Below are 23,441 nucleotides of genomic sequence, written 5' to 3'. Positions count from 1 at the left end.
TTAATCAAGCAAACTGGATATTCTAGCTTTTTAAAAGATTAATATTTTCTTGCCTTTTGTAACTGGCTTTCTTTGCCTTCAAACGCCGTTTGAACGTTTGAGCTTTCAGATACGGCTGCTACTCCTACATGCCACCAAGAATCGTAGCCGTCCGTCATTGTTTTTGGAAGAACTTTAATGTCAATCAGTGTACTAACACTTTGTTTTTTTGAATCTTCAATGGCATATTCAAGTTCTTCCATCGTATACACTTCGTATGTTTTGGCTCCGTACGCAGCTCCAGATTGAGCAAAGTTGATGCGCATAATATCTCCATCAAGCTGCCCCGTCCGCGGGTTACGAACGCGGAACTCTGTGCCGAAGCTTTCAATTCCATTATCCATCTGCAAGTTGTTGATGCAGCCAAAGCCGGAATTATCAAAAAGAACAATATTTATTTTAATTCCTTCTTGAATGCTCGTTACCAGCTCACTATGAAGCATTAAGTAGCTTCCGTCTCCTACCATTGCATACACTTCTTTATCCGGCTCAGCCATCTTAGCGCCTAAGGCAGAAGCAATTTCATAGCCCATACATGAATATCCGTATTCAAGGTGATACGTATTACGTTCATTTGAGATCCACATGCGCTGAAGGTCACCCGGGAGGCTTCCCGCTGCACATGTAATAATAGAATCAGGTGCAATGAGTTCGTTTACTTTACCAAGCACAGTCGTTTGGACAAGTTCGGTGCTTAGGCTATCTTTATACTCCGACAGGCTTTGATCAAAATGCCCTTTAATTTCCGGAATAAATTCTTCGCCTGTGTATGCAATATTTTTTAGTCGAGCCAGCTCTTGATTCCACTCTGATTTGGCTTCTTCAATTTCAGTTTCATAGTCTGATTTATAGCCTTCTAATGCAGACGAAAGAGCTTCAAGACCCACTTTGGCATCCGCGACAATTTTAGTAGCCTCCAATTTTGATGCGTGAAATTCAGAAATGTTAATGGTTAATACATCCGTCTCAGCGTAAAACAGCTTTGAAGAAGTTGTGAAATCTGTAAAACGTGTACCCACGCCAATAATTAAATCCGCTGATTGCGCTATTTTATTAGCAGCGCTATTCCCCGTTACGCCAACTCCTCCTAGATTTAAAGGATGATTGCTTTCAAGACCGCTTTTTCCAGCTTGCGTTTCGCTAAATGGAATATGAAACTTTTCAGCAAATGCAGCAAATGTATCCGCAGCCTCTGAATAACGAACGCCGCCGCCTAAAATAAGAAGAGGCTTTTTCTTTGATTTAATCAGCTCTACTGCATTTCTGATACTTTCTTGCGAAGGCTCGCGGCGTTCAATAAGGTGGGTACGCTCACGGAAGAAACTTTCTGGAAAATCCCACGCTTCCCCTTGTACATCCTGCGGCAGCGCAATTGTAACGGCTCCTGTATCTGCCGGATCTGTTAATACACGCATCGCATTGATCATAGCCGACATCAGCTGTTCCGGACGGCTGACTCGATCCCAGTACTTGCTGACGGACCGGAAAGCATCATTTGTAGAAAGAGATAAATCATGCGTCTGTTCAATTTGTTGAAGAACCGGGTCCGGCTGGCGAGTGGCAAACACATCGCTTGGCAAAAGCAGCACCGGAATATTGTTTGCAGTAGCTGTCGCAGCCGATGTAACCATATTCGCTGAGCCTGGACCAACGGAAGAAGAGCAGGCCATGATTTGCTTTCGATGTTTTTGTTTGGCAAAGGCTACTGCAGCATGAGCCATTCCCTGCTCGTTTCTGCCTTGATATACTTCAAGGTCGCCTGGGTTTTCCTGCAGCGCTTGCCCGATCCCCACTACATTTCCATGTCCAAAAATGGTGAATACTCCTTTAATGAAACGCTCTTTTTTTCCATCAAACTCTACATATTGCTGATTTAGAAATTTTACTAAAGCTTGACTAGTTGTTAACCTTATCGTTTTCATATACCTTCCTACCTTATCTTCTGAAATTAATCACCATCAGATTGATTTTTCTACCCTTTTTTCACATTTTTAAATGAAATCGATTTCATTTGGTGTAATAAATGAGGTTCTATCCTTTTACTTCCTAGCTCTTTCCTTTGTTTCAGCTGCTATTTAGCGATGAGACAAATACTTTCAGCCCCTGCACTTTTCAACGCTTAAAGATGGAGAAAAGCTCGAAAATTCATCATAAATTCCACTTTCAAATGAAATCGATTTCATTTGGTGTTAAAAAAATATTTTTCAAACTCCATCTTTAACTTCCCCATCATTTTTCCATACTCTGTCTTACCTGTAAAACCAGTTTTATTATACATGTAGCTTCGTTTGATGAAATCGATTTCATCTAATTTTAAAACCGCTTTCTTATCTATGAACCTAGTTTATAATATTCAGTTTACTTTGTAAACACTTTTTTAAAAATTTTGTTAGTTTATCTTTTTATCCACTGTAATCGCTTTCTAGATAAGCCCGATGTGAAGAAAAAAGAAAAGGCATACTTCTTTTGTATGCCTACTGGCTCTTAGTCTAAGCGTATGTATAATCACTCAAAAACATTTATTCTTCCGCAAGGACAAACGTAATCTCATTTTCTTTTGCATAGTGCTGATAGCTGACGTCCACTTTATCTGTAATTAAATAATCAATTTCATGCAACTGACAATACGTAACCATTGCATACTTATCAAATTTTGTATGATCTGCTAATAAAAACACTTTTGTACTTCTTTTTATGACCGTTTCTTTGATTTCACTTTCAACGGGCGATGAATTGGTAACGCCATTTGATATGGAAATACCCGTAGAAGCCATAAATACTTTATCAAAGTTGTAATTCTTTACAGGATTGGCATGGTTAAAGCTTGAAAATGATTGAGTTTCACGCTCAAGATAGCCGCCCGTAGAAATTACTTTTAGCGCATCAAAAGGCAAGGCTTTAACTATAACATCTAAACTATTTGTAACAATCGTGATCGATTTGTCTTTTAGAAATTCGATCATTTCTAACGTGGTAGTTCCTGAATCAATAAAGATGACGTCTCCGTCTTCTACATACTGAGCTGCCGTTTTGGCAATTAAACGCTTTTGAAACTGATTTCTTGTTTGTCTTTCATTAAATGATTCAAGCTTCACGTGATTAACGGCTACTCCGCCATATACTTTTTTAATATGCCCTTCATCCACTAACTTTTGAACGTCGCGTCGAATCGTGTTTTTGGAGACTTCAAACACTGAAACCAAATCATCTAATGAGACAGATTCATGTTCAAAAACATACTCTTGAATTTGTTGAATCCGCTTCGTTTTTAACATTTTTACCTCCCCGTTTACCTTTCTTTTCGCTTTTTTGTTACTTACTATTATAACCTTTACAAAAGGCATTTTCTAGAAGAGTAACTGCTAAAACAAAGAGAGATTGAGACATAACTCCATTATTTCCAGCTAAAGACAAACAAGTTAGATACATAAGCTAGTAGGGATCGCTTGTTTCACCGCTGATGATTTCCGTGCAAGGCTTCGCTTTCCGCGGGCGGCCGCTGAGCCTCCTCGTCGCGTACGCTCCTGCGGGGTCTCACCTATTCCGCTTTTCCCGCAGGAGTCTTCGCCTTGCCCTCCAATCATCAGCTAGAAGCAACTCAATAGAATAAAATCCTATTAAAGAAAAAATCCGAACGAGCTGGATTCTCCTTCAAGAATCTCCATTCATCGTTCGGATCTTGCTTCAACTGTAATTCTTTTGTCTCAGCCTCTTTTTTATTAAGCTTTATGACTTGTATGAAACTCTCTCATTTTCTCTTTTACAGTCGCCATCACCGCTTCTTTTCCCGGTGTAAGAATGGTTCGCGGATCATACACGTCACTGTCACTTTCCAACGTGTGACGGACAGCGCGCGCCCAAGCCTGAAGGCACTCAGTGTTCACATTAATTTTTGCATGCCCAAGAGCTATTGCTTTTTGAATTTGGTAGTTTGGTATACCAGAACCTCCGTGTAACACCAGCGGTACATCTGTTAAGTCAGCTATTTCCTTCATTTCATCAAAGCCCAGCTGCGGTTCACCTTGGTACTGTCCGTGAACTGATCCTAAAGCGGCCGCCAAAGCATCGACTCCCGTTTCTTTTACAAGACGCAGACATTCAGCGGGATCAGCGTACACGATGTTGCCAATAAGCCCGTCTTCCATGCCTCCGACTGTTCCAACTTCAGCTTCAACGGAGACATACTGAGCAGCAGCATAGTCTACTACTTGCTTAGTCATGGAAATATTTTCATCAATTGGGTAATGAGAACCGTCAAACATGACTGAGCTAAATCCAGCGTCGATAGCTTTTTTACATCTTTCTACACTCATACCGTGATCTAAGTGAAGCGCGACAGGAACAGTAATATTCATTTCTTCTAACAAACCTTCGATCATGCCTACAATGGTTTTAAATCCGCCTAAATAGTCCACAAGCCTGTCTGAAACGGCTGCAATGACAGGCGCTTTTTCCTCTTCGGCAGCTTGTAAAATAGCCTGTGCCCACTGCAGGCTGTTAATATTATACTGACCAACCGCATAGTTTCCTTTTTTAGCGGCATGAAGCATATCTTTCATTGATACTAGTTTTGAAGATACTAACGTCACTGACTGACACTCCTTATCATGAATATGATTTTGTTGTTTGAAAGCTGTAGTATTCCGAGATAGCCTTAACGGTTGTCTCTTTAGCCGTCTTAATTGCTTCTTCCGCGTTTAATTGATAATATTCAGGTCGGAATAGCTCTACAGATACCGCGTCATTATAGCCTTTTTCTTTTAATGTTGAGAAAATAGCATCTAAATCAATCGCTCCTAGACCTGGCCATACTCGGTCTTCATCTGTTAAGAAGCCAATAGGAAAATCTTCCGTGTCATCAATATGAACGATAAATATTTTAGAAATATCCGCTTGTTTTAAGTCTTCCAACTTTGATCCCATCGCATGGAAGTGGAAGCAGTCAAGTACTAATCCTACGTTATCTCGGTTCACCGTTTGCACAATGTCATACGCTTGATCAAACGTATTAACCGTACACTGAGGGTGTCCTACAAACTCAACGGCGATTTTAACTCCGTAAGGTTCAGCCAATTCCGATAATTCATTCAGCACTTGTACGCAGCTATTTTTAATCTCTGCTTTTACGATTTTTTGTTCTGTTACTAAAGGAACGGCTACGATATACTGAGCGCCTATCTTTTGAGCAGTTTCTAGCATACTCTTAAACTCTTCTATCACTTCCTGGTACTCTTTTTCACTGCGGTTATTAAAGAAAACTAAAGCGTTCAGCGCTAGTGGTTTAATATGATTTGTATCAAAAAACTGTGCTAAATCATCCATTGAGTGACTTTCTAAATACTCAGGGAGTTTATCCATTGTGCGAATTTCGATATAATCATATCCGTGCTTGCTGCAATATTCAAGGTCCTTTACAAGATTTGAATTTTCTAATGTTGTTGCTTCGTTAAAACATAGTTTCATAATGATTCTCTCCATTCTTTACTTAAATAATTTTATTGTCATTCATGACGTCAGCGTCTTCATTATCATAGCTGCGGAACCTTTGCTCCAGTTCTTCAAGCGTAAGCCCTTTTGTTTCCGGTAAAAACTTTTTAACAAATAAAATCGCTCCGATTCCGAATACAACAAAGACAAAAAACGTAGTGGATAAGCCAATGCTGGCCAGTAAAACAGGAAACGTTAAACCTACAAGGAAGTTAATTCCCCACAGACAAAATACGGTAACACCCATCCCTAAGCCTCTTAATCGTAATGGAAAAATTTCTGAAAGCATTAGCCACGTTACCGGAGATATAGCTCCTTGCTGAAACGCGAGGAACGTAATCGTTAGTGCTAATACGATATATGGGAGTGCCGCGGACCCTTCAAATACAAGAGAAAATATACCAATTAGCAGCAGGGCAGTAGTCGTTCCTACCAATCCTGTTATAAGCATTGGTCTGCGCCCAACTTTACCTAGCAGCCAAATGCCTACAAACGTGGCTAAAACGGAGATGACCCCATTTCCGATATTTCCAATAAGGGCAGCTTCTGTTTGAAAACCTGCGTCTTTTAAAATTTCAGTGCCGTAATACATGATGGAGTTTACGCCGGTAATTTGCTGTACGACAGCAATTCCAATACCAAGGAAAACGACTCTTCGAACCCACGGAGTTGTTAAGTCTTTAAACGTTGCTTTTTCCATTTTTGCTTCTTTCTCGTAAGCGCTCTCAATCTCTTGCAGCTCTGATTTGGCTCTTTTACTTTCCCGTATCTTTTGAAGAACCGTTAGCGCTTCGTTATTTTTCCCTTTTGACACAAGCCAGCGCGGACTTTCTGGTACTCTAAGCATGCCAAAGAATAAAAAGACAGCTGGAATGGCAGCGATTGGCAGCATATATCGCCAAACGTGAGGGTTTTCTCCTAGCATATTTCCGATAATCGCGTTAAACGTAAAGGCAAGAAGTTGACCAGTAACAATCATAAGTTCATTTTGAGTTACCATTTTCCCCCGGCTTTCAGCTGGTGACATTTCTGCTAAATATGTCGGTACGGTAACAGATGCGCCCCCTACAGCAAGCCCTAATAGGAAACGGCAAAGAATCATAACGGCTGCGTTTGGCGAAATTGTACATCCAATTGTGGAAACAAAAAATAGAATGGCAAGATACAGAATCGTTTTACGCCGCCCGTTATAATCTGCTAGCCTGCCGCCTACTACCGCACCAAACGCAGCACCAAATAACAGAGCGCTCGTTACAAGACCTTGAGTAAAAGAGTTGAGATTCAATTGATCAGATTCAGACATATAAGGCAGGGCCCCGTTAATAACTCCTGTATCATATCCAAAAAGCAGTCCACCAAACGTAGAAACTAAAATGATCGTACGTAAAAATGAATGTTGATTTCCCTGTTTATCCATGCTAATTCCCCCGTCTTATTTTAAGAATGAATAACTAACTTTTCGTTAATGTACTTTCGGGCCATTAAAGCATATTCCAATGGATGCGCAATAGAAGGGTCCTGTTCCGCCTCCACTACAATCCATCCTTTGTAATTGTAATCAACTAACGCTTTATACACGTTTGTAAAATCTACACACCCATCACCTGGCACGGTAAACATGCCGGCTAGAAACGACTGTAAAAATGACTTTCCTTCTTTTTTGCACTGCTCCAGCACGTTTCTTCTTGCATCCTTAAAATGAACGTGTTTAATACGATCTATATGTTTATGTAGTAGCTCCATATAGTCTCCGTCAGAAACGTAAATATGTCCCGTATCATATAAAAGATGAACATGATTTGCGTCGGTTCCTTCCATTAATCGATCAATTTCAGCTAATGTTTGTACACCTGTCCCCATATGATGATGATAGACAAGACGTAAACCGTATTCTGCTGCGATTTTTCCCAGCTCATTTAATCCTGCACATAATGCTTCCCATTCTTGATTACTGAAATAAGGTTTTTCAGCAAAAACATTTCTTTCAATCCCTTGAACACTATAAGTTTGCTCAGATACGACCGCCACATCAGCATGCACTTCCTGCAGATACTGACAATGTTTGTGAAATAAATTTGACGTTTCCTCTATCCCATCACGAATGATAAAACTGCTAAACCATTGACCTGCAATTTTTAAGTTTCGAAGCTCAAGCTCTTTGTTTAATATGCTTGGTTCAGGAAAAAAACCTCCCACTTCCGTTCCTTGAAAGCCCGCTACGACGATATCGCTTAACAGATGCTGCAGTGTGTTTTCTGCACCAATCTCAGGAATATCGTCATTTCTCCAGCCGATTGGAGCAATTCCCCACAAAATATTTTCGTTTCCCATTTTGATTCCTCTTTTCCCCTTATTGTGTAATGCTGCCTCACTAGAAATAGATAGTGATAAAACTTACCAATCCTATAATTCTACAAATGAAATCGATTTCATTTGTAGATAAAAAAATTCATTTGTTATGTGTTGGTTAAATATTGGTTAAGTTTGAATTAATATTAATATTAAAAACGCTTTCAGTCAATAATAAAATTTCAGAATTTTTTATACACTACAATTGCCTAAAAGCTTATGCCTTCTAAAAATGCTAGTTATAAAAGATATCGTATCCACTTATATAACCACATAAAAAAGCTTTATCTACTGTTATTTCAACAATAGATAAAGCTTTTATGAGAAAAGTTATATTTCTTATTTTAATAGTATGATTATTTAGTATGAATTTATGGAATGGATTTATGAAAAAATGACCTGCACCTTTTTATAATCAGTTTCCTTTTACTTTTATAATAGCTTCTCCGTAGCTTGTCATTGACGTTTTAAATTCAGTTATGAACTTCTCTACTTTTGAAATAGATTTTTTCATTTCATCGTCCCCTTTGCCTCTTATCTAACTCTATTATCAACAATTGTCTGCTGTTTGACAAAGTCAGTGGAAACGGAAACATTCCGCATGAAAACGTACACATATCTGTTAAAAGAGGCAAATCTTCTTATTTGCTTAGTATTTCATCATTTTTCTTTCTTTTTTAGGGTCTCTTCTTACGTGTTTTGGTCATCCACTAAAAGAATTTATGAGAACTTTCTTTTATAATCACTTCGTTTACATTCCCTCGTACTAACAGCAGGATTACTATGTGCATTGACATTAACCTTACCTTTTGTCCCCTTTCCATTTTTTATCCAAATTACCTCTTGCCTTAAAGTTAACTTTAACGTTTAAGCTAGTTTTATAGTTTTTAAAATACAAAAAAGGGGAAATACAATGCTGATTAAAAGAATGACGGTGCAGCTTTCTGGAGGACTCCAAGCTAGACATACAGCTCTATTTGTACGTGAAGCTTGTTCGTTTCAAAGTGACATTTTTATTTCGAAAGATGGAAAATGTGTAAGTGGAAAAAGCATCATGAAGGTCATGGCTTTAGCTGTTAAAAAAGGAGATGAAATAACACTGCTGACAAATGGATTGGATGAACACGCCGCCGCTCGCACCCTTGAAGAATTTCTTTTAACTAAATAGAGAGAAAAAGCTGCTATGCTATCTCTTACTCTCCTTTTTTCATAAAATCATAGAAAACAAATTTTTTTTAAAAAAACTCTTGCTTTAAAGTCGACTTTAACGTTTAAGCTAGGATTGTAGTTTTAAATACATCAAATGACGAAAGGATTGTGTTTTTACTTATGTGTAATCAACATACAACAACATCACGTGTTCTAAGTGCGCCGCATGCAAAGGCAAAATTCGAGAACACGACAATTGAACGCAGAGAACTGCGAGCAGACGACGTTTTAATTGATATTAAGTTTAGCGGTATCTGTCACTCTGATATTCATAGTGCATTCGATGAGTGGGGCGGCGGAATATTCCCGATGGTTCCTGGTCACGAAATCGCGGGAGTAGTTGAAGCGGTTGGAGAAAACGTAACAAAATACAAGGTTGGCGATCGCGTTGGCGTTGGATGTTTTGTTGACTCTTGCGGAGAGTGCGAGTACTGTGTGAACGGTGACGAGCAATACTGTACAAAAGGCGTTGTTCAAACGTATAATTCGTTGGATTATGACGGAAATCCTACATACGGCGGCTACAGCCAAAAAATCGTCGTAAAAGAAGGATTCGTTGTTCGTATTCCTGATAAGTTAAGTATGGATGCAGCAAGTCCGCTTCTATGTGCAGGGATTACAACATTTTCTCCGTTAAAGCACTGGAATGCCGGTCCTGGCAAAAAAGTGGCGATCGTGGGAATGGGCGGCCTTGGACATGTAGCGATTCAATTTGCACATGCAATGGGTGCTGAAGTGACGGTGTTGAGCCGTTCTAACAATAAAAAAGAAGAAGCTCTAAGCTTTGGCGCAGATCATTATTTTGCAACAAGTGATGAAGCGACATTTACTGAATTAGCGGGTCGCTTTGACCTTATCTTAAACACGGTATCGGCTAACCTGAACGTAGATCAATATTTATCTTTACTTCGCGTAGATGGAACGCTTGTTAACGTTGGCGCACCGGCTAACCCAGATCAATACAGCGTATTCTCACTTATCATGGGACGCCGCAGCATTGCTGGTTCACTTGTAGGCGGCATTCGTGAAACACAAGAAATGCTTGATTTTGCGGCTGAACACGGCGTTGCTCCTATGATTGAAGTTATCGATGCGAAGCAAGTAGACGAAGCGTACGAGCGCGTTCTTCGCAGCGACGTTCGCTATCGATTTGTTATTGACATTTCCACACTGTAAATTTAGAGAAAAGCGGGCAGCTCATTGGATGAGCTGCCCGCTTTTTATTTCTTTATAAAATAAGAAAAACAACCGGTAAATTAGGCTTTAGATGAAAGCTGTTCCTGATACTTTTGTTCTAATTTATCATAGTAATCAATTTTTGTTTCCACTTTTCTAAAAGCTGCGTCCAGCTCTCTTTGTTTTTCCATCATTTTCTCTCTATGCTTTTCAAATATCTGCTTGCGCAAACCGATTGTATCATCGCCTTCTTGTGTTAATTCAACAATTTTACGTAATTCTAAAAGAGCGATATCCGTTTTCCGTAAGCAAATAATAAATTCTAGCCACTCGATATCGGACTCGCTAAAAATACGATTTCCGTTCTCATCTCTTTTTATAAAAGGTAAAAGCCCTTGCTGTTCGTAGTATCGAAGCGTATGCGTAGGCAGCCCTACCTTTGCAGCGGCGTCTTTAATATGATATTCCATTCCACTATACCCTCCATCGCCGTTCTTAGTACGGCGTTTGCTTTATGTATCCAAGCTTCCCTTTTTACGGGTGCTTTCAACTCATCTTCTAGGTTTCTACTATACGATATATATAGTAGATTCCGCTATTTTCTTTACTATGAGGTAACTGTATAAATAGTATTATAAACATTAAAGTAAACGTTAAGGCAACTTATAAAGAGCTGCCGTGAAGTCAGCAGCTCTTTTCATTTTTATATAAAATACGATTAATCTGCGGCCATCACTTTACTTAGTTCATTTAATAAATAATCAAGGGTTTGACTGATTCGAACTGTATTACGACTTGTAAGACCTTCTGTAAGTCCTAACATAACCATGTTCTCTCTTGCTGTTTCGATTTCTGTCATTAAGACTTGCATGACAACTCCTTTATACCACTTCACAGCTCATCACCCCTTTTTACTATACATATATCTCATATGCGGTAATCTTAAACCTATCATACAGGTTTTGGGGGGTGAATAGCGAGTTTTATAGCTTCAACAGTTGTATTTTTTATAAAGTAAATATACTAATATACTTATTGAAATAGAAAGTATCACTCCACTCTCTGCTCGAAATTAAGAAAAAGGCCTCCATTTAGGAGGCCTTTTTCTTATTTCTTATAAAACAGTCTCATACAAAGCCTTAGCCTCTAAAATATTCTCTATAATACGAACCTTTCTCACACTCTATCTCATAGCGCAGCCTAGTTTGCTTTCTGTAAAGCTCTTCGGCCAGCTCATTAAATTCACCTTCTGTGATAGATCCATGAATTAAATTGTTGAATAAATTATTAATATGTTCAGTTAATTCTTGAAGTTTTTTTTCTTTCAATGAACGTCACCCTTTAAAATAATTTTCATCTTCTAAAATTATATCAAATAAAACGTTTTCATACGATATATTTTTTACTGAATTATCGTATTAAAGTGATGAAAGTATTTTTTAACGACCGAAAAAACAGACAAGAAGCTCAGATAAATCATGAATCACATGATTTCAGCAAAAAATAAGTGGATAAAGACCGCGGACAAAAAGGCAAATGGTATCAACCGTTTTGACAAAAGCATAGGATGAAAAGAAAAATTAAACGAGAAAAGGAGAATGAGTATGCACTATACACCTTATTATCATCAGTGGCAGACTCCAGTGTATTACGGCTGGCAGCCATATAGTTATTATGTGCCGAATCACTATCACACCAGCGAACAGTTTCAGCAAAGAAACGGTAAATTAAAGGACTACGGACCAAGACCGTTTGTTATTAATATTAATGAAGCGTCAAAGCAAAACAATACGTACCGCACTGCTTTATGGACGGGAACACATTTACAAGTGACGTTAATGAGCCTTAAGCCCGGTGAAGATATCGGCTTAGAAATCCACCCTAACGTTGATCAATTCCTGCGTATTGAACAAGGGCAAGGCGTTGTTCAAATGGGCAAAAGTAAAAACAACCTAACCTTTAAACGAAAAGTCTACGATGATGATGCGATATTTATCCCTGCCGGAACGTGGCATGATGTCACCAATACGGGTACCACTCCGCTAAAGCTTTACTCCATATACGCTCCGCCAAACCACCCATTTGGTACGGTTCATGTGACAAAAGCAAATGCCCTGGCTGAAGAACATTAAAAATAAGCAGAGTGTTATGCAGGATTGGAACGCTTTTTCAGGATCAATACTAAGTGAATAGACAGATGTTGACTAAAGAAGCCCACTAGAAAATCGGTGTATGACCTTTTCTAGCGGGTTTTTTTTAAACTTGCTATACATACAGGATTTTATAGCCAAGGAAAGAATTATAGAATTAACTACTCTTTTTAAACAGCTCAAAATAACTGAAAGGCAAACAAGCGATGAAATTATTTTATAAAATTCCCAAATCAAACGTACATCCTTCTCTTAAACTAGCAAGAAAAATTCTATATATATCTGTAGAAGCAGTCATTATGACCATGCTTGTGATTAAATCTTTTACTGTGGCTTATGAAAGCGACACAAATTTAATTCTCAGGCAGCTAAATGAACTAAAAGCTTCCATTGGGGGATTTGGCATAAACGAATCATTATTTTGGTTTATGATAAAGTGCAGTATCTTCACCATTGTTACATTCGATCTTTGCTTATACGTCCGAAAAATGCTAAAAAGAAACAAAAGAGCTTTATGATTTATACGCTAAAGCTTTTACATTGGACCGCTGTTAATTTCCGTGCAAGGCTTCGCTTTCCGCGGGCGGTCGATGAGCTTCCTCGTCGCTTGCGCTCCTGCGGGGTCTCACCTGTTCCGCTTTTCCCGCAGGAGTCTTCGCCTTGCCCTCCAATCAACAGCTAGAACCATTTAAACACATGAAACCTACATTCAGCATATCAATAAAAAACCGAACAAGTTGGATTCACAATCAAGAATCAAACTCATTCGGACCTTCCTTCACCTAAAATACTTTTTCCCCGGCTTCATGTTTAATAGAAAAATAATAAAAGTAGAGGCATGTTACACCTCTACTTTCTGTTTAGAAATCTACATCGATATCTTCTTGAATAGTTCCGGTCACTTTTTCACTTTTAATTAATTGACCTTCTTTAAATGTTTCTTCTTCCTCATTTTCAACGGGTTTCAGCTGCTTATAGGAAGGAGCTGACGCAGAGCCCAGCTCTTTTTTAAGCAAATGAATTTCGCCTAACAGCTCGGCTCTCAATGAATGAATTAACGATTGAAAATCGTCTTCCCGGCTGTCTTTCTGCTCATTTTGTTCCACAAGCTTCGCTACATAATCCTGAAGTTCCTTTGCCTGCGAGGCCTCATACTCCTCACGATTTGCAGCAAGACGCGAATTCATTTCTTTTTTTAGTAAGTCAATTTCGCCCAACAGCTCTTTTCGAAGTGAATGAACGAGCGTCTCCACTTCATTTTCTTTGCTCTTTTTTTGCAAGTCTTGCTGTATGAGTCTCACTATATAGTCCTGCAGCTCATTTGCGTGCTGTTTTTCTTTCAAAAATGATGACACTTCTGACGGAATGTCAGCAGTGTCAATTGTAAAATTTGCACGTTCATCTCTATTACTTACGGTCTTTTCCCTTGCTCCCATCATATCTGCTGATAGATTGCCAGCTGTCAGAAACGCATTTGATAGTAAGTAAAATGGTGCAGCCATTTGGGAGCTTAGCTGACCGTACCAATCATCTAGTGCTTCCTTAAGGCGCGTTTGTTGATGACTCATATATGCTCCCCCTTTTTAAGCATGAACCGCTGCGTTTGTTTCATGTCTGCTTAAAATTTCAAGACCGTATAAGTTTAATTTGCGCGTCTCCGGCAAGAAAAGATGATTTTCTTCTCTGATTTCTTCCCCGTACATGTTATCAATCTGCTCTGCAATAAACTGTTGAAGGATAGGAGCCAGTCCTCCAATATAAATATATTTATAAACTTTATCTTTTGGCGATGGAAATAGATTTTCAACTTTCGTTAATAAAATTTGCGTGTATTCTCTAAGCGAAGCGTGAATAGGCTCCGTGAGATCTACTTTTTTCCCGCTATTGCCGTCTCTTTGCTCCATTTTTGCTTTATGGATATTGGCAATAATAAACTCTTCTAATGAACGAACATCATCAAAATACTCAAGCAGTTTTTCATTTCTTAGCTTTTCAATATGCTTCAAATATGAAATATCCGTAAGACACTTCAGCGAATTTCTGCTTTTAGGAGCTTGAAGTCCCGCAGGAAGAAGCGCCAGGTCAACCGTGCCTCCGCCCAAATCTACAATTAGCGTTTCAAAATGTTTGAATGCATTTGCTTCTTCTCTATCTTGTAATTCAAAATCTTTTTTGATCGCCCAGCGAGCCACTTCGCTTTCAATACGGCATTTGCTCGTTTCAATATTCACAGTGAGCGTTTTTTCTAACCCAGGAGTCAATACCGTAACCGTGTGCTCTCCTTGAAAACGTTCGGCCATCTTCTGCTGCATTTCACTGAATTTATTTGTTTTCTTAAGCAGCCAAATCGGAAGCATAGTCGAGAAATAATTAATCGTCACATGATTATCCTCTTTGTCTTTTCCTTTAAGTATGTTGTAATAAGCAACTGAAGCTAAAAACATCACATAAGGAATATCAGATTCAGTTTTATTATGTAACTTATTAATATGGATATTGCCTAGCACATGTTTCTCTGCTGCGTCTCCTACTAAATAATACTTTTCTACTCCTTCGATTGTTGTAGAAATCAGTAAATTTTGAAGAAGTAATTCCGGTTCATTTACGCTTGAAGGAAAATGACCCTCTGCCTGATCTTTGGTGATTTCTACTACGTTTGTAGGAATTTCATAGTAATAACCATCCACTAGCGTTTGAAAAATTGAGTTACCAAAATCAACGTTTTGACGTTTGATATCCATCCTTGTTTCTCCCCTTTATCTTTTCGTGACAACACTAATAAGTATATATTTTCCTCATTTGTTTGTCTAAGTATTTAAATAATTTATGTTATTCGAAATTGACAATTAATTAATTTTAGACGGCTACTGTAATTGAAAAGCACTTGAAATGCTTCTTTTTACCAGTACCCCTTTTTACAAGGAATATAACATATGACGCTGTGACTTCCTCTTAAATTTTTCGTAATATAAGCCTTTCTTTTATTTTTTAGAGACACGAGAAAACTAAGAGATGGAAACATAATTAAATCAACCCAATCACAAGACGAACAAATGAGATAAATGAGTTGGACTTCTTTTTACACCGCTGGTGATTTCCGAGCAGGACTTCGCTTTCCGCGGGCGGCCGGTGAGCCTCCTCGTCGCTTATGCTCCTGCGGGGTCTCACCTGTTCCGCTTTTCCCGCAGGAGTCTTCGTCTTGCCCTCCAATCACCAGCTAGAAGCAGTTACATACATAAAACCTACGTTCACCATAACAACAAAAAACCCAAACCATCAATCAGATTAACGGTTTGAGTTTAACTTCAACTAACATACTTTGTCTAAGCCTCTTCCTTTTTTTATTCATTGAAAAGGCCATTTGTTTGGTTTTCTTTGCGGATTTTCTGGCAGTTTGCTAAAGCCTATTTCTTCAAGGCCTTTTTCTAACGTCGCTCTTGTTTTGATTGTTCCAAAATCCACGCCTAAATCCACAACGGTTTGCGCGATTTCCGGACGTATTCCGGTAATCATCGTTTTAGTTCCGATAAGCTGTAAGGCTTTTACAATTTGAAAAATATTGTCTGCTACCATCGTATCGACGATAAGAACACCTGAAATATCAAATATTAAATAACTCAGCTGCAGCTGAGCGCTTTTTTCTAAAGCCGTTTCCATAATAAGCTGGGAACGATGCGTATCAATTTGTCCAACGATTGGCATCACAGCGATTCCTTCAGAAAGAGGAACGATGGGAACTGATAATTCTTCTAGGGCTGCATACGCGCGTTTTATGGTGTCCGTATTATGTTCTTCGTAGATTTCGACAAATATATGATTAAGCTCATCAAGCATCGGATCAATTTTTTTACTTACATCAAGCATCGTAATAGGAGCAAACTGCTTCTGCTGCAGTTCTTCTGTAAAAACACCCCATATCACTGTTCGAAACAGCGCAAGCGATTTTAACGCTTGACTCAAAGAAAGTCCGTTTTCCACAGCCACTTTTCCTATATCTGTACCCCACTGAACGATTTTCTTTAAAACGACCGAGCGCTCCTCGAATAACGACTCGCCTAAATACTCAATGAGTTCCGCTCTCCATTTTAAAACTTCGCTTTCTTCGTGGTAAACAAGCTTCCGCTTATATTCAGAGTCCATCAGATCAGAAAATTGTATCGCTAATTCCTGTTTATTATCGATAATTTTCTTCCCTATATATAACAACTCATCCCTCATTTTTTTCTTTATCTCCTTTAGTTAGCAGAATTAACGATTACATTTTATAACAATAGTTATATCACATACAATATAAAAATATAACCGAAATGAAAAAATTGTTAGGCCCTCCCTATTTACTTTTACCCCTCTTCTTCTAATCGGTATACCTGCCATAATAGGATTGAAATTTCAGCGTTTGGGTAAAAAACTACTATGAATTTATTTCTATACTTATAAGGGGGCTTTTTCAATGAACAAACATAAAGGAACCGTTAAATCTTTCAACGAATCAAAAGGATCTGGATTTATTACACCCGAAGACGGATCAAAAGAAGTGTTCGTTCACTCCAATGCGATTGACCGTGAAGAATATAAAAACCTGGCAGAAGGACAAAAAGTAGAGTTTGAAATCCAAGAAGGAGCTAAAGGACCCAGCGCTATAAAAGTACACCCAGTTGACTGATAGAGTGACATTTACATACAGATTATGGGTAGACTATCGAATCATATACTCTTCGAATCCAAAAACACCTCTTCGACTTTTGTTCGAAAAAGGTGTTTTTTTATATGCTGCAACTAATTCTACATTCAAAATTAGTTACTATTAGCTATTAAAAAAACCGTTCTAAAGTTATCGGACAAGTATCCAAACATTTCCTCTATGAGTGAATATAGTATAGAGTACTGCAAAAAAAGGGTGATTATTATAAAAAAGTATTATTTTAATTACAATGATAAAGATGACAAATATTATGTGGAAAAATCTTATCCTTATAAGAATAAGAAGAAAGCTCACGATAATTTAAAAGAGCAACTTCAAGAAGATGCCCCTGAGGAAACACGCGGCTGGGCTTATGGACGTGAAGAAGATAGCTCTGAAGAATCACAAGTTTGGATTTATGAACGCGAAGAAGATTTCTATGAGGAATCACATGATTTGGCTTCTAGATATAAAGAAGATAAAGGCAAAAAAGGCAGCACGCGGGAGTCAGCATTTAGAGCGCTCAATTTAACGATGCCTCAAAATGTTCCTGCCAATACGTTTGTAAAAGCAGTTTTCCCAACTGAACAATTTGATTTAGCAAATGAATATAACCCGATTACTTCTACCTTCCGCCCCAAAAAAGATGGCGTATATTCCATCATTGCTACAATTGGATTCTCTCCTAATGACCAGATGCTAGATTATAGAACACGTATAGAAATACGTGTAAATGGGACAACCGCTATCGCTATCGATAACGATTTCTTTGGCGGGAACACACCGTTTGTTAATGCGGTATCCGTGTCTACTATTTACAATTTAGAAGCTGGAGATCGCGTTGAAGTTTTTGTTCAAAGCAGCATAGCTGGAACAATCGTCACATCCGAAGATGGCTCACACTTTGAAGCAGCCAGATTTCCTTCTCCAACAAATAACTAACACTAGCTTTTAGCCAAAAACATCAATCCCCTCTTTTTAGATGGCTTCATTTTTCTAAGGGAGGGGATTGATATGAACATTAGTGGTCTAAAGGTCCATAGGAACTTTTTAAGCGTTTGTATGTACATAATTTTTTAGTGGATTTATAACATTAATTCAGTGTATCAAATCATGTACTTCTATGTAGTTTGCTGCCTCACTCACGCTTGCTTCGCTAACTTTTCCGTTACGCTGCCAAGCTCTTCAACTAATCCACTTAAAAATTCCGCCGTCTGGTCAATGATCTGCAGCGATTGCAGCTGACGCACGGAAGCAGAAGAAATGTTGCTGCTGCTTGCAGCCGATTGGCTGGCAAAAGCGGTCATATCGCTGACGGCATGGAGCACCTGTGTAGATCCGGCTGCTATTTGCTGAGCAGAAGCAGCCGTTTGCTGAATTTGTTCGTGAACGTACGCAGATGCATCGGCGATTCGATTAAAAACATTTTCCGCTTCGTTGGCTAGTAAAATACCGTTTTTTACATCGGCTGTTCCTGATTGAATGAAGGCTACGGCTTGAGACGTTTCTTGCTGAATATGCTGAATGAGCCTTGCTACTTGTTCGGCTGACTGATTGGATTGTTCGGCAAGTTTGCGAACTTCCGATGCTACGACCGCAAACCCTTTCCCATGTTCGCCTGCGCGCGCTGCTTCAATTGCAGCATTTAGCGCCAGTAGATTTGTTTGTGCAGCAATGCCTGAAATCACACTCATAATATCGTTGATTTCCGCAGAACGTTCTTTTAACTGATGAATAACGCTAGCTGCATGCTGAACAGAAGAATCGATTGTATGAATTTGCTGAATTGCTTCTTGAATTTTTTCTTTTCCCTGCACGGCTTCATTTGCTGTTTGATCAGAAGCTTCGCTGACTGCCGCTGAGGCCTCGGCTATTTTGGTTACGCCTTGCGCCATCTCTTCTAGAAACTCGCTGCTTTTTTGAGCCATTATTACCTGCTGCTCAGCTCCTGCCGCTAGCTCTTGCATTGAAGCAGACGTATGATGACTAGCCGTTTGTGATTCTTCTAAATTTCCCTTTAAGTCGTGAACCGTTTGTCTTACCTCCCCATTCGTTTCATGCAGTTTTTTCATCATGTCATAAATGATATGCTGCTTTTGTTCATTTTCCCGCTGAAGCTGTTCTGTGTATTTTTTCTTTGAAATAATTTGCCAAGCAGTTGCCCCTGATGTAAAAAGCAGATAAGCCGCGTGAAGGCAAAGCATCGAAAAAGAATAAGAAGACGTTCCGAAAATAATCGGCGTAAAAAATGGTACAAAAAATCCAGCTAGATGCTCGATGACAAAAATACCCGTCATTAACAATAACAGCTTTACATTTTCATAGTAGGAAAGAATAGCTATCGCCATAAAAATTGAAAAATGATACTCGACCATTCCTCCTCCGCCTACAACCGTGCTGATACTTGAAAACGTCAGCGTTAGCGTCACAAACGCAGGTACTAGGTCGTGTTTTTTAACGTACAGCACAAGCAGCACGCCAAGAAAAAGAATAGGAAGCATCAAAAAGATCAATGACACTTCGCCTGGCGTTGAATTATGTTCCATGGACATGCCGGACATGCCCATCGGCCAAATACGATGAATGATATGTACGAGCAGAGAAAGTATCACTGCTCCGCTTGATAAAACAACCATTAATTTATGTTTATTCATATTTATCCCTTTCTATATTAGACAAAACTTTCTTTATCTATAGAATCGGCTGCAGATTGGTTTTTTTTATAAAAATTCACGTTATTTTTCCCCTGTCGTTTTCCTTCGTACAGCGCTTGATCCGCCTGTTTTAACAGCTCTTGAAACGATTCTCCGTTTTCTGGATAATAAGCGGCTCCAATGGTCGATGTAGCTGTAAAGATGCAGGATTCAATACTCCATTCTTTTTGAAGCTCTCGGTGAATTCGTTCCATAATTTGCTGTATTTCCTCGCGCCTTTCAATCTGCCGAAGCAAGATAACAAATTCATCACCTCCAAGGCGATAAACTTCGTCACATGCGCGAATGCAAGACGTTAAACGATGCGCGTACTGAATTAAAAATGCATCGCCAATATCATGACCAAATTGATCGTTCACTTCTTTAAAATTATCACAGTCTAAAAACAGCAGGCCAAACCTTTCGTTTTGCTCGATGTCAGCCTGTACTTGTTTTTGCAGCATCATTCGATTCGGCACCCCCGTCAAACTGTCATGAAACGCCTTAAACTTCAGCTGATTTTCTAGGTTTTTTTGCGCAGTAATATCGGTTTGAATCAGCACGTAGCTTGAGATTCGATGATGAATATCTGTCAGCGGAACAATGGTCTTATGGCTCCAGACGATGACGCCTTCTTTGGTTATGCTTTTGACTTGCCCTCTCCAAACCTTTCCTTGTCCAATACTTTCAAGAACCCGAAGGTCATAGCTTACATCGAATAACTCATATGATTGTCCAATTAGCTCTTCTTTTTCATAGCCAAATATCGTACAGAACATATCATTGACATACCTAATCGTTCCATACGGATCCAAGACGCTTACGATAGCGGACTCATCAAGGGCATACTTCATGTTTGCTAAATCTTTCACCGTGTTTTCCAACTTTATTTCAGCTGTCTTTTCTTTTGTCACGTCCTGAGCAATCAAGTAAATACCAATCCATTCATTTTCCACTATGATGGGCACGTTTGTAACATATAAATAAATCTTTCCTTTTTCTTTGTGCCACGCTTGAATTTCTTTGCTGTAGCTTTGGTCGTATATGATGTGATGAAAAGGCAAAGCACGGGCATCGATCTTCAATTCTTCTAGAAGCTCCCTATAAGAACTGTTGATGATCTCATGCGCATCGTATCCGAACATTTGCTCACAGGCAGGATTTGCTTGAACAATTTTACCGCTTAAATCCATCATACATATGGCGTTTTCATGGTTCATAAAAAGCGACTTATACTGCTCCATGCTTTGGGCTAATTCTTTTTTAAACTTCTGGATATTTTTACTCATCACTAATAGGTGCGTACTCTTGTCGGCATCATCAAAAATTGGAGTAAGCGTTGTTTCAAACGCTTCAGCTTCATCTGAGAAGGTATTTATGTCATGGTAGGTAACTGGCTTTTTTGTTTCCATCGCTTTCATATAGTAAGGGTAAAGGGAGCGATACGCCCGCTCAGAGAGTACGCTTTCTAGCCGCATGCCCGCTTCTCCTTGGCACCGTACAAGCTTAGCGGCCGCTTTATTCATTTTTTTATAATAAAGATGTTGGTTCTTTACTTCCGCTAAAAAAACCAGCTCATTCATTTGATCAAAATAAAATTCAAACGTATGATCTTTCAACATGGTAGGATGCATCTCCTTCGTTTTTTCACAGATGAACGCCCCCTGTACTTTACACTTCTGTATGAAATATACACTAGATCTTTTCACACACAAACACAACTTTAAATGTACAAACAGTAGTTCTTTTGTATCATTACCTACCCTCCTTAACAAGAAGGGTAAACATGATGAACAAAAATAAAAGAGATTGAAGCATGGCTAAATTAAAGACGAACAAACGGGACAAAGAAGCTCGTAGAGGTTATTTGTTACACGGCGGTTGATTTCGGTGCAAGTCTTTGCTTTTCGCAGGATTCTTCACCTTCCCCTCCACTCAAGCACTAGAAGTCCCTGCATATATGAAACCTACCTTCATCAAAACAATAAAAAATCCGAACGCGTTTGATTCTCTATCAAGAATCAAACGCGTTCGGATTTTCCTTCAACTAATCTGCTTTTATTCTAGCTTCTTTTTTAAACTACTTAATTCCGTAATATTCTTCAAGCGTAATTCCTTTACTCTTAATCGCTTGCGCCACTGGTTTGCCTACATATCGCAAATGCCACGGCTCATATTTATAGCCTGTTACCGCGTCTTTCCCTTTTGGATAACGAATAATAAATCCATATTCTGCTGCGTGGGCATCGAGCCAAGCTGCTTCTTTTGTTCCGCCAAAGCAGTCTTGAGCAGCACATGTGCCGTCTCCTTTTGTTACATCAATTCCAAGACCCGTTTCATGTTCACTCGTGCCTGGCAATGCGCTGTAAGTTGCCGCTTTGTCATAACCGTCTCTTTGAACATACGAACTAAAAAGCGCGCTTTGCGTTGCATGTGAACGGTAAGCCGATACGCCAAGAAGCGTAACGCCTTGTTTTTTCGCACCCGCAAACAGCTGTGCAATAGCAGCGGCTGCTTCACTTCGCATTTTTTTCTTTTCCGTTTGTTCTTTGAATGTAAATGGAATCGTTGTATATACTAAATCTTTCGGAACATAGTTTTCCGGAAGCTTGTTTTGTTTATTCACAACAACTTGGATGCTTTCAGGGGTCGAGACCACTTTCATGCCAGCTAATGCTCGTACGTATTGACCGCTTACATAGCCAACTTTACCTTGATACGTAATTTTCAGCCAGCCGTTTGCTGCTTTAGCCGTTACGTCTATCTGTGTGCCTGCTTTAAGTGTTGCGATAACCGCACCAGAAGTTGAAGCAGTTGTTCGAACATTTAAATTCGCCGTTGCCACATAGACAGAAGCCTCCGGAGCTGGAGCTGGAGCCGGTTCAGAAGAACCCGTTGATTCTTTTACGTACTGCGTGCTCACATAGCCCGTTTTGCCTTGATAGCTTACTTTTAGCCAGCCGTTCGCTGCTTGTGCTGTCGACGTTAGCTGCGTGCCTTGTTTCACCGTTACCACAATCGCGCTTGACGTTGAGGGAGCGCTTCGAATATTTAAATTTGCTGTTGTTACATAGGTTTTGGTCGTTGAACTCGCTGACTTTTTCACATACTCACTGCTTACGTAACCCGTTTTGCCTTGATAGCTTACTTTCAGCCAGCCGCTTGCTGCTTGTCCAACTACCGTTAGCTGCGTGCCTTGTTTCACCGTTGCAATAATCGCGTTGGACGTCGATGGGCCGCTTCGAATATTTAAATTCGCCGTTGTTGTATATGTTTCTGCCGCTGCGCTTGCTACAGTCGGCTCATCCGTAAAATGTAAAGAATGAAGACCTAGAGTTCCTGCCCCTACAAGGGTAAAAGCAAGACCTGTTACCGCTAATTTTTTGTAAAATCTTTGTTTGTTCACTTCTGTCATTTTTTATACCTCATTTGCAAAATATAATAGAAATATATGCTGCTAGTTTAATAGGTTAAATGAAAACAGGATCCGATGTTTAAGCTCAACCTTAACTAAACAGCATTAAGTAAAATTATTCGACGTCTAGAGGCTTACACTTACTTCGTTCCAGCTAGCACGTACTTTTAGAATACCGGATAATCGTGTCAAAAGTATATCAAAATATTTCAAACTTGTTTCCAAACTGATACATTTTCAAC

General features: G+C 39.2%; 24 protein-coding genes. 6 read left to right on the top strand and 18 right to left on the bottom strand.

The genetic code is table 11. The features are described from left to right. Positions 1 to 38: 38 nt before the first annotated feature. From iolD to iolE, 7 genes are all read right to left on the bottom strand, one after another. A complete protein-coding gene (gene iolD / locus AC1D0Y_RS15845; RefSeq protein ID WP_060745177.1) occupies positions 39 to 1,961 on the bottom strand; it encodes a 3D-(3,5/4)-trihydroxycyclohexane-1,2-dione acylhydrolase (decyclizing) in 1,923 nt (640 codons plus the stop codon). Positions 1,962 to 2,558: 597 nt separating this feature from the next. Then, positions 2,559 to 3,314, bottom strand: coding sequence for a DeoR/GlpR family DNA-binding transcription regulator (locus AC1D0Y_RS15840; RefSeq protein WP_048019446.1), 756 nt, complete (start codon positions 3,312 to 3,314; stop codon positions 2,559 to 2,561). A gap of 144 nt (positions 3,315 to 3,458) precedes the next feature. Beyond that, positions 3,459 to 3,623 (bottom strand): hypothetical protein, encoded by a 165-nt coding sequence (locus tag AC1D0Y_RS15835; protein WP_176524012.1) that lies wholly within the window; start codon positions 3,621 to 3,623, stop codon positions 3,459 to 3,461. Positions 3,624 to 3,758: 135 nt separating this feature from the next. Further along, positions 3,759 to 4,598, bottom strand: a complete 840-nt coding sequence (gene fba / locus AC1D0Y_RS15830) for a class II fructose-1,6-bisphosphate aldolase (RefSeq protein WP_060745346.1) — start codon at positions 4,596 to 4,598, stop codon at positions 3,759 to 3,761. A gap of 46 nt (positions 4,599 to 4,644) precedes the next feature. Next, complete coding sequence (gene iolI, locus AC1D0Y_RS15825) at positions 4,645 to 5,502, bottom strand: 2-keto-myo-inositol isomerase (protein ID WP_060745176.1); 858 nt, start codon at positions 5,500 to 5,502, stop codon at positions 4,645 to 4,647. A 22-nt stretch (positions 5,503 to 5,524) separates the two neighbouring features. Beyond that, the gene (locus AC1D0Y_RS15820) at positions 5,525 to 6,943 is read right to left on the bottom strand and encodes a sugar porter family MFS transporter (RefSeq protein WP_060745175.1); all 1,419 of its coding nucleotides are present in this window, start codon (positions 6,941 to 6,943) and stop codon (positions 5,525 to 5,527) included. 20 nt (positions 6,944 to 6,963) lie between these two features. Continuing rightward, the gene (gene iolE, locus AC1D0Y_RS15815) at positions 6,964 to 7,857 is read right to left on the bottom strand and encodes a myo-inosose-2 dehydratase (RefSeq protein ID WP_060745174.1); all 894 of its coding nucleotides are present in this window, start codon (positions 7,855 to 7,857) and stop codon (positions 6,964 to 6,966) included. Positions 7,858 to 8,788: 931 nt separating this feature from the next. Between iolE and AC1D0Y_RS15810 the strand changes: the two genes are divergently transcribed. Next, a complete protein-coding gene (locus AC1D0Y_RS15810) occupies positions 8,789 to 9,043 on the top strand; it encodes an HPr family phosphocarrier protein (RefSeq protein ID WP_221840975.1) in 255 nt (84 codons plus the stop codon). A gap of 161 nt (positions 9,044 to 9,204) precedes the next feature. Next, a complete protein-coding gene (locus AC1D0Y_RS15805) occupies positions 9,205 to 10,260 on the top strand; it encodes an NAD(P)-dependent alcohol dehydrogenase (RefSeq protein WP_050690415.1) in 1,056 nt (351 codons plus the stop codon). A gap of 80 nt (positions 10,261 to 10,340) precedes the next feature. On the opposite strand, the gene AC1D0Y_RS15800 is transcribed toward AC1D0Y_RS15805, so the two are convergent. The 3 genes from AC1D0Y_RS15800 to AC1D0Y_RS15790 all read right to left on the bottom strand — a co-directional run bounded on the left by AC1D0Y_RS15800 (position 10,341) and on the right by AC1D0Y_RS15790 (position 11,588). After that, complete coding sequence (locus AC1D0Y_RS15800; protein ID WP_477707769.1) at positions 10,341 to 10,730, bottom strand: MerR family transcriptional regulator; 390 nt, start codon at positions 10,728 to 10,730, stop codon at positions 10,341 to 10,343. A gap of 248 nt (positions 10,731 to 10,978) precedes the next feature. Continuing rightward, the gene (locus AC1D0Y_RS15795) at positions 10,979 to 11,155 is read right to left on the bottom strand and encodes an aspartyl-phosphate phosphatase Spo0E family protein (RefSeq protein ID WP_230683488.1); all 177 of its coding nucleotides are present in this window, start codon (positions 11,153 to 11,155) and stop codon (positions 10,979 to 10,981) included. Between the two features lie 244 nt (positions 11,156 to 11,399). Then, positions 11,400 to 11,588, bottom strand: a complete 189-nt coding sequence (locus tag AC1D0Y_RS15790; protein WP_477707768.1) for a hypothetical protein — start codon at positions 11,586 to 11,588, stop codon at positions 11,400 to 11,402. 276 nt (positions 11,589 to 11,864) lie between these two features. Here AC1D0Y_RS15790 and AC1D0Y_RS15785 point away from each other — a divergent pair, with 276 nt between their 5' ends. Next, complete coding sequence (locus tag AC1D0Y_RS15785; protein WP_016764982.1) at positions 11,865 to 12,392, top strand: cupin domain-containing protein; 528 nt, start codon at positions 11,865 to 11,867, stop codon at positions 12,390 to 12,392. 224 nt (positions 12,393 to 12,616) lie between these two features. Then, positions 12,617 to 12,928, top strand: coding sequence for a hypothetical protein (locus AC1D0Y_RS15780; RefSeq protein ID WP_060745169.1), 312 nt, complete (start codon positions 12,617 to 12,619; stop codon positions 12,926 to 12,928). A 1-nt stretch (position 12,929) separates the two neighbouring features. On the opposite strand, the gene AC1D0Y_RS15775 is transcribed toward AC1D0Y_RS15780, so the two are convergent. The 5 genes from AC1D0Y_RS15775 to AC1D0Y_RS15755 all read right to left on the bottom strand — a co-directional run bounded on the left by AC1D0Y_RS15775 (position 12,930) and on the right by AC1D0Y_RS15755 (position 16,628). Then, on the bottom strand, positions 12,930 to 13,085 hold the full coding sequence (locus tag AC1D0Y_RS15775; protein WP_162531884.1) for a hypothetical protein: 156 nt from the start codon (positions 13,083 to 13,085) through the stop codon (positions 12,930 to 12,932). 185 nt (positions 13,086 to 13,270) lie between these two features. Continuing rightward, positions 13,271 to 13,978 carry a hypothetical protein gene (locus AC1D0Y_RS15770; RefSeq protein ID WP_477707767.1) on the bottom strand — a complete coding sequence of 236 codons (708 nt, stop codon included), beginning with the start codon at positions 13,976 to 13,978 and terminating at the stop codon, positions 13,271 to 13,273. A gap of 15 nt (positions 13,979 to 13,993) precedes the next feature. After that, positions 13,994 to 15,151, bottom strand: coding sequence for a ParM/StbA family protein (locus tag AC1D0Y_RS15765; protein ID WP_098432418.1), 1,158 nt, complete (start codon positions 15,149 to 15,151; stop codon positions 13,994 to 13,996). A 338-nt stretch (positions 15,152 to 15,489) separates the two neighbouring features. Beyond that, a complete protein-coding gene (locus AC1D0Y_RS15760) occupies positions 15,490 to 15,624 on the bottom strand; it encodes a hypothetical protein (RefSeq protein WP_255256570.1) in 135 nt (44 codons plus the stop codon). Positions 15,625 to 15,755: 131 nt separating this feature from the next. Further along, positions 15,756 to 16,628, bottom strand: coding sequence for an STAS domain-containing protein (locus AC1D0Y_RS15755; protein ID WP_060745166.1), 873 nt, complete (start codon positions 16,626 to 16,628; stop codon positions 15,756 to 15,758). A 232-nt stretch (positions 16,629 to 16,860) separates the two neighbouring features. Here AC1D0Y_RS15755 and AC1D0Y_RS15750 point away from each other — a divergent pair, with 232 nt between their 5' ends. After that, positions 16,861 to 17,073: a cold-shock protein gene (locus AC1D0Y_RS15750; protein WP_034650169.1), complete on the top strand. Its 213-nt coding sequence runs from the start codon at positions 16,861 to 16,863 to the stop codon at positions 17,071 to 17,073. A gap of 474 nt (positions 17,074 to 17,547) precedes the next feature. Then, the gene (locus AC1D0Y_RS15745; RefSeq protein ID WP_060745345.1) at positions 17,548 to 18,033 is read left to right on the top strand and encodes a hypothetical protein; all 486 of its coding nucleotides are present in this window, start codon (positions 17,548 to 17,550) and stop codon (positions 18,031 to 18,033) included. A 200-nt stretch (positions 18,034 to 18,233) separates the two neighbouring features. On the opposite strand, the gene AC1D0Y_RS15740 is transcribed toward AC1D0Y_RS15745, so the two are convergent. From AC1D0Y_RS15740 to AC1D0Y_RS15730, 3 genes are all read right to left on the bottom strand, one after another. Then, on the bottom strand, positions 18,234 to 19,745 hold the full coding sequence (locus AC1D0Y_RS15740; protein ID WP_477707766.1) for a methyl-accepting chemotaxis protein: 1,512 nt from the start codon (positions 19,743 to 19,745) through the stop codon (positions 18,234 to 18,236). Positions 19,746 to 19,762: 17 nt separating this feature from the next. Further along, positions 19,763 to 21,406 (bottom strand): diguanylate cyclase domain-containing protein, encoded by a 1,644-nt coding sequence (locus AC1D0Y_RS15735; protein WP_430247364.1) that lies wholly within the window; start codon positions 21,404 to 21,406, stop codon positions 19,763 to 19,765. Between the two features lie 458 nt (positions 21,407 to 21,864). Beyond that, positions 21,865 to 23,199 carry an SH3 domain-containing protein gene (locus tag AC1D0Y_RS15730; RefSeq protein WP_060745163.1) on the bottom strand — a complete coding sequence of 445 codons (1,335 nt, stop codon included), beginning with the start codon at positions 23,197 to 23,199 and terminating at the stop codon, positions 21,865 to 21,867. Between the last annotated feature and the right edge of the window lie 242 nt (positions 23,200 to 23,441).

The organism is Priestia sp. P1_B12_1, from assembly GCF_056406695.1.
Note: the sequence above shows the minus strand (reverse complement) of the source record. Positions and strands in the feature narration are given on the sequence as shown.

Coding starts and splice junctions, on each gene's coding strand:
- iolD (WP_060745177.1), bottom strand. CDS start 1,961: ATGAAAACGATAAGGTTAACAACTAGTCAAGCTTTAGTAAAATTTCTA.
- AC1D0Y_RS15840 (WP_048019446.1), bottom strand. CDS start 3,314: ATGTTAAAAACGAAGCGGATTCAACAAATTCAAGAGTATGTTTTTGAA.
- AC1D0Y_RS15835 (WP_176524012.1), bottom strand. CDS start 3,623: ATGATTGGAGGGCAAGGCGAAGACTCCTGCGGGAAAAGCGGAATAGGT.
- fba (WP_060745346.1), bottom strand. CDS start 4,598: ATGAAAGATATGCTTCATGCCGCTAAAAAAGGAAACTATGCGGTTGGT.
- iolI (WP_060745176.1), bottom strand. CDS start 5,502: ATGAAACTATGTTTTAACGAAGCAACAACATTAGAAAATTCAAATCTT.
- AC1D0Y_RS15820 (WP_060745175.1), bottom strand. CDS start 6,943: ATGGATAAACAGGGAAATCAACATTCATTTTTACGTACGATCATTTTA.
- iolE (WP_060745174.1), bottom strand. CDS start 7,857: ATGGGAAACGAAAATATTTTGTGGGGAATTGCTCCAATCGGCTGGAGA.
- AC1D0Y_RS15810 (WP_221840975.1), top strand. CDS start 8,789: ATGCTGATTAAAAGAATGACGGTGCAGCTTTCTGGAGGACTCCAAGCT.
- AC1D0Y_RS15805 (WP_050690415.1), top strand. CDS start 9,205: ATGTGTAATCAACATACAACAACATCACGTGTTCTAAGTGCGCCGCAT.
- AC1D0Y_RS15800 (WP_477707769.1), bottom strand. CDS start 10,730: ATGGAATATCATATTAAAGACGCCGCTGCAAAGGTAGGGCTGCCTACG.
- AC1D0Y_RS15785 (WP_016764982.1), top strand. CDS start 11,865: ATGCACTATACACCTTATTATCATCAGTGGCAGACTCCAGTGTATTAC.
- AC1D0Y_RS15780 (WP_060745169.1), top strand. CDS start 12,617: ATGAAATTATTTTATAAAATTCCCAAATCAAACGTACATCCTTCTCTT.
- AC1D0Y_RS15770 (WP_477707767.1), bottom strand. CDS start 13,978: ATGAGTCATCAACAAACGCGCCTTAAGGAAGCACTAGATGATTGGTAC.
- AC1D0Y_RS15765 (WP_098432418.1), bottom strand. CDS start 15,151: ATGGATATCAAACGTCAAAACGTTGATTTTGGTAACTCAATTTTTCAA.
- AC1D0Y_RS15755 (WP_060745166.1), bottom strand. CDS start 16,628: ATGAGGGATGAGTTGTTATATATAGGGAAGAAAATTATCGATAATAAA.
- AC1D0Y_RS15750 (WP_034650169.1), top strand. CDS start 16,861: ATGAACAAACATAAAGGAACCGTTAAATCTTTCAACGAATCAAAAGGA.
- AC1D0Y_RS15740 (WP_477707766.1), bottom strand. CDS start 19,745: ATGAATAAACATAAATTAATGGTTGTTTTATCAAGCGGAGCAGTGATA.
- AC1D0Y_RS15735 (WP_430247364.1), bottom strand. CDS start 21,406: ATGTTGAAAGATCATACGTTTGAATTTTATTTTGATCAAATGAATGAG.
- AC1D0Y_RS15730 (WP_060745163.1), bottom strand. CDS start 23,199: ATGACAGAAGTGAACAAACAAAGATTTTACAAAAAATTAGCGGTAACA.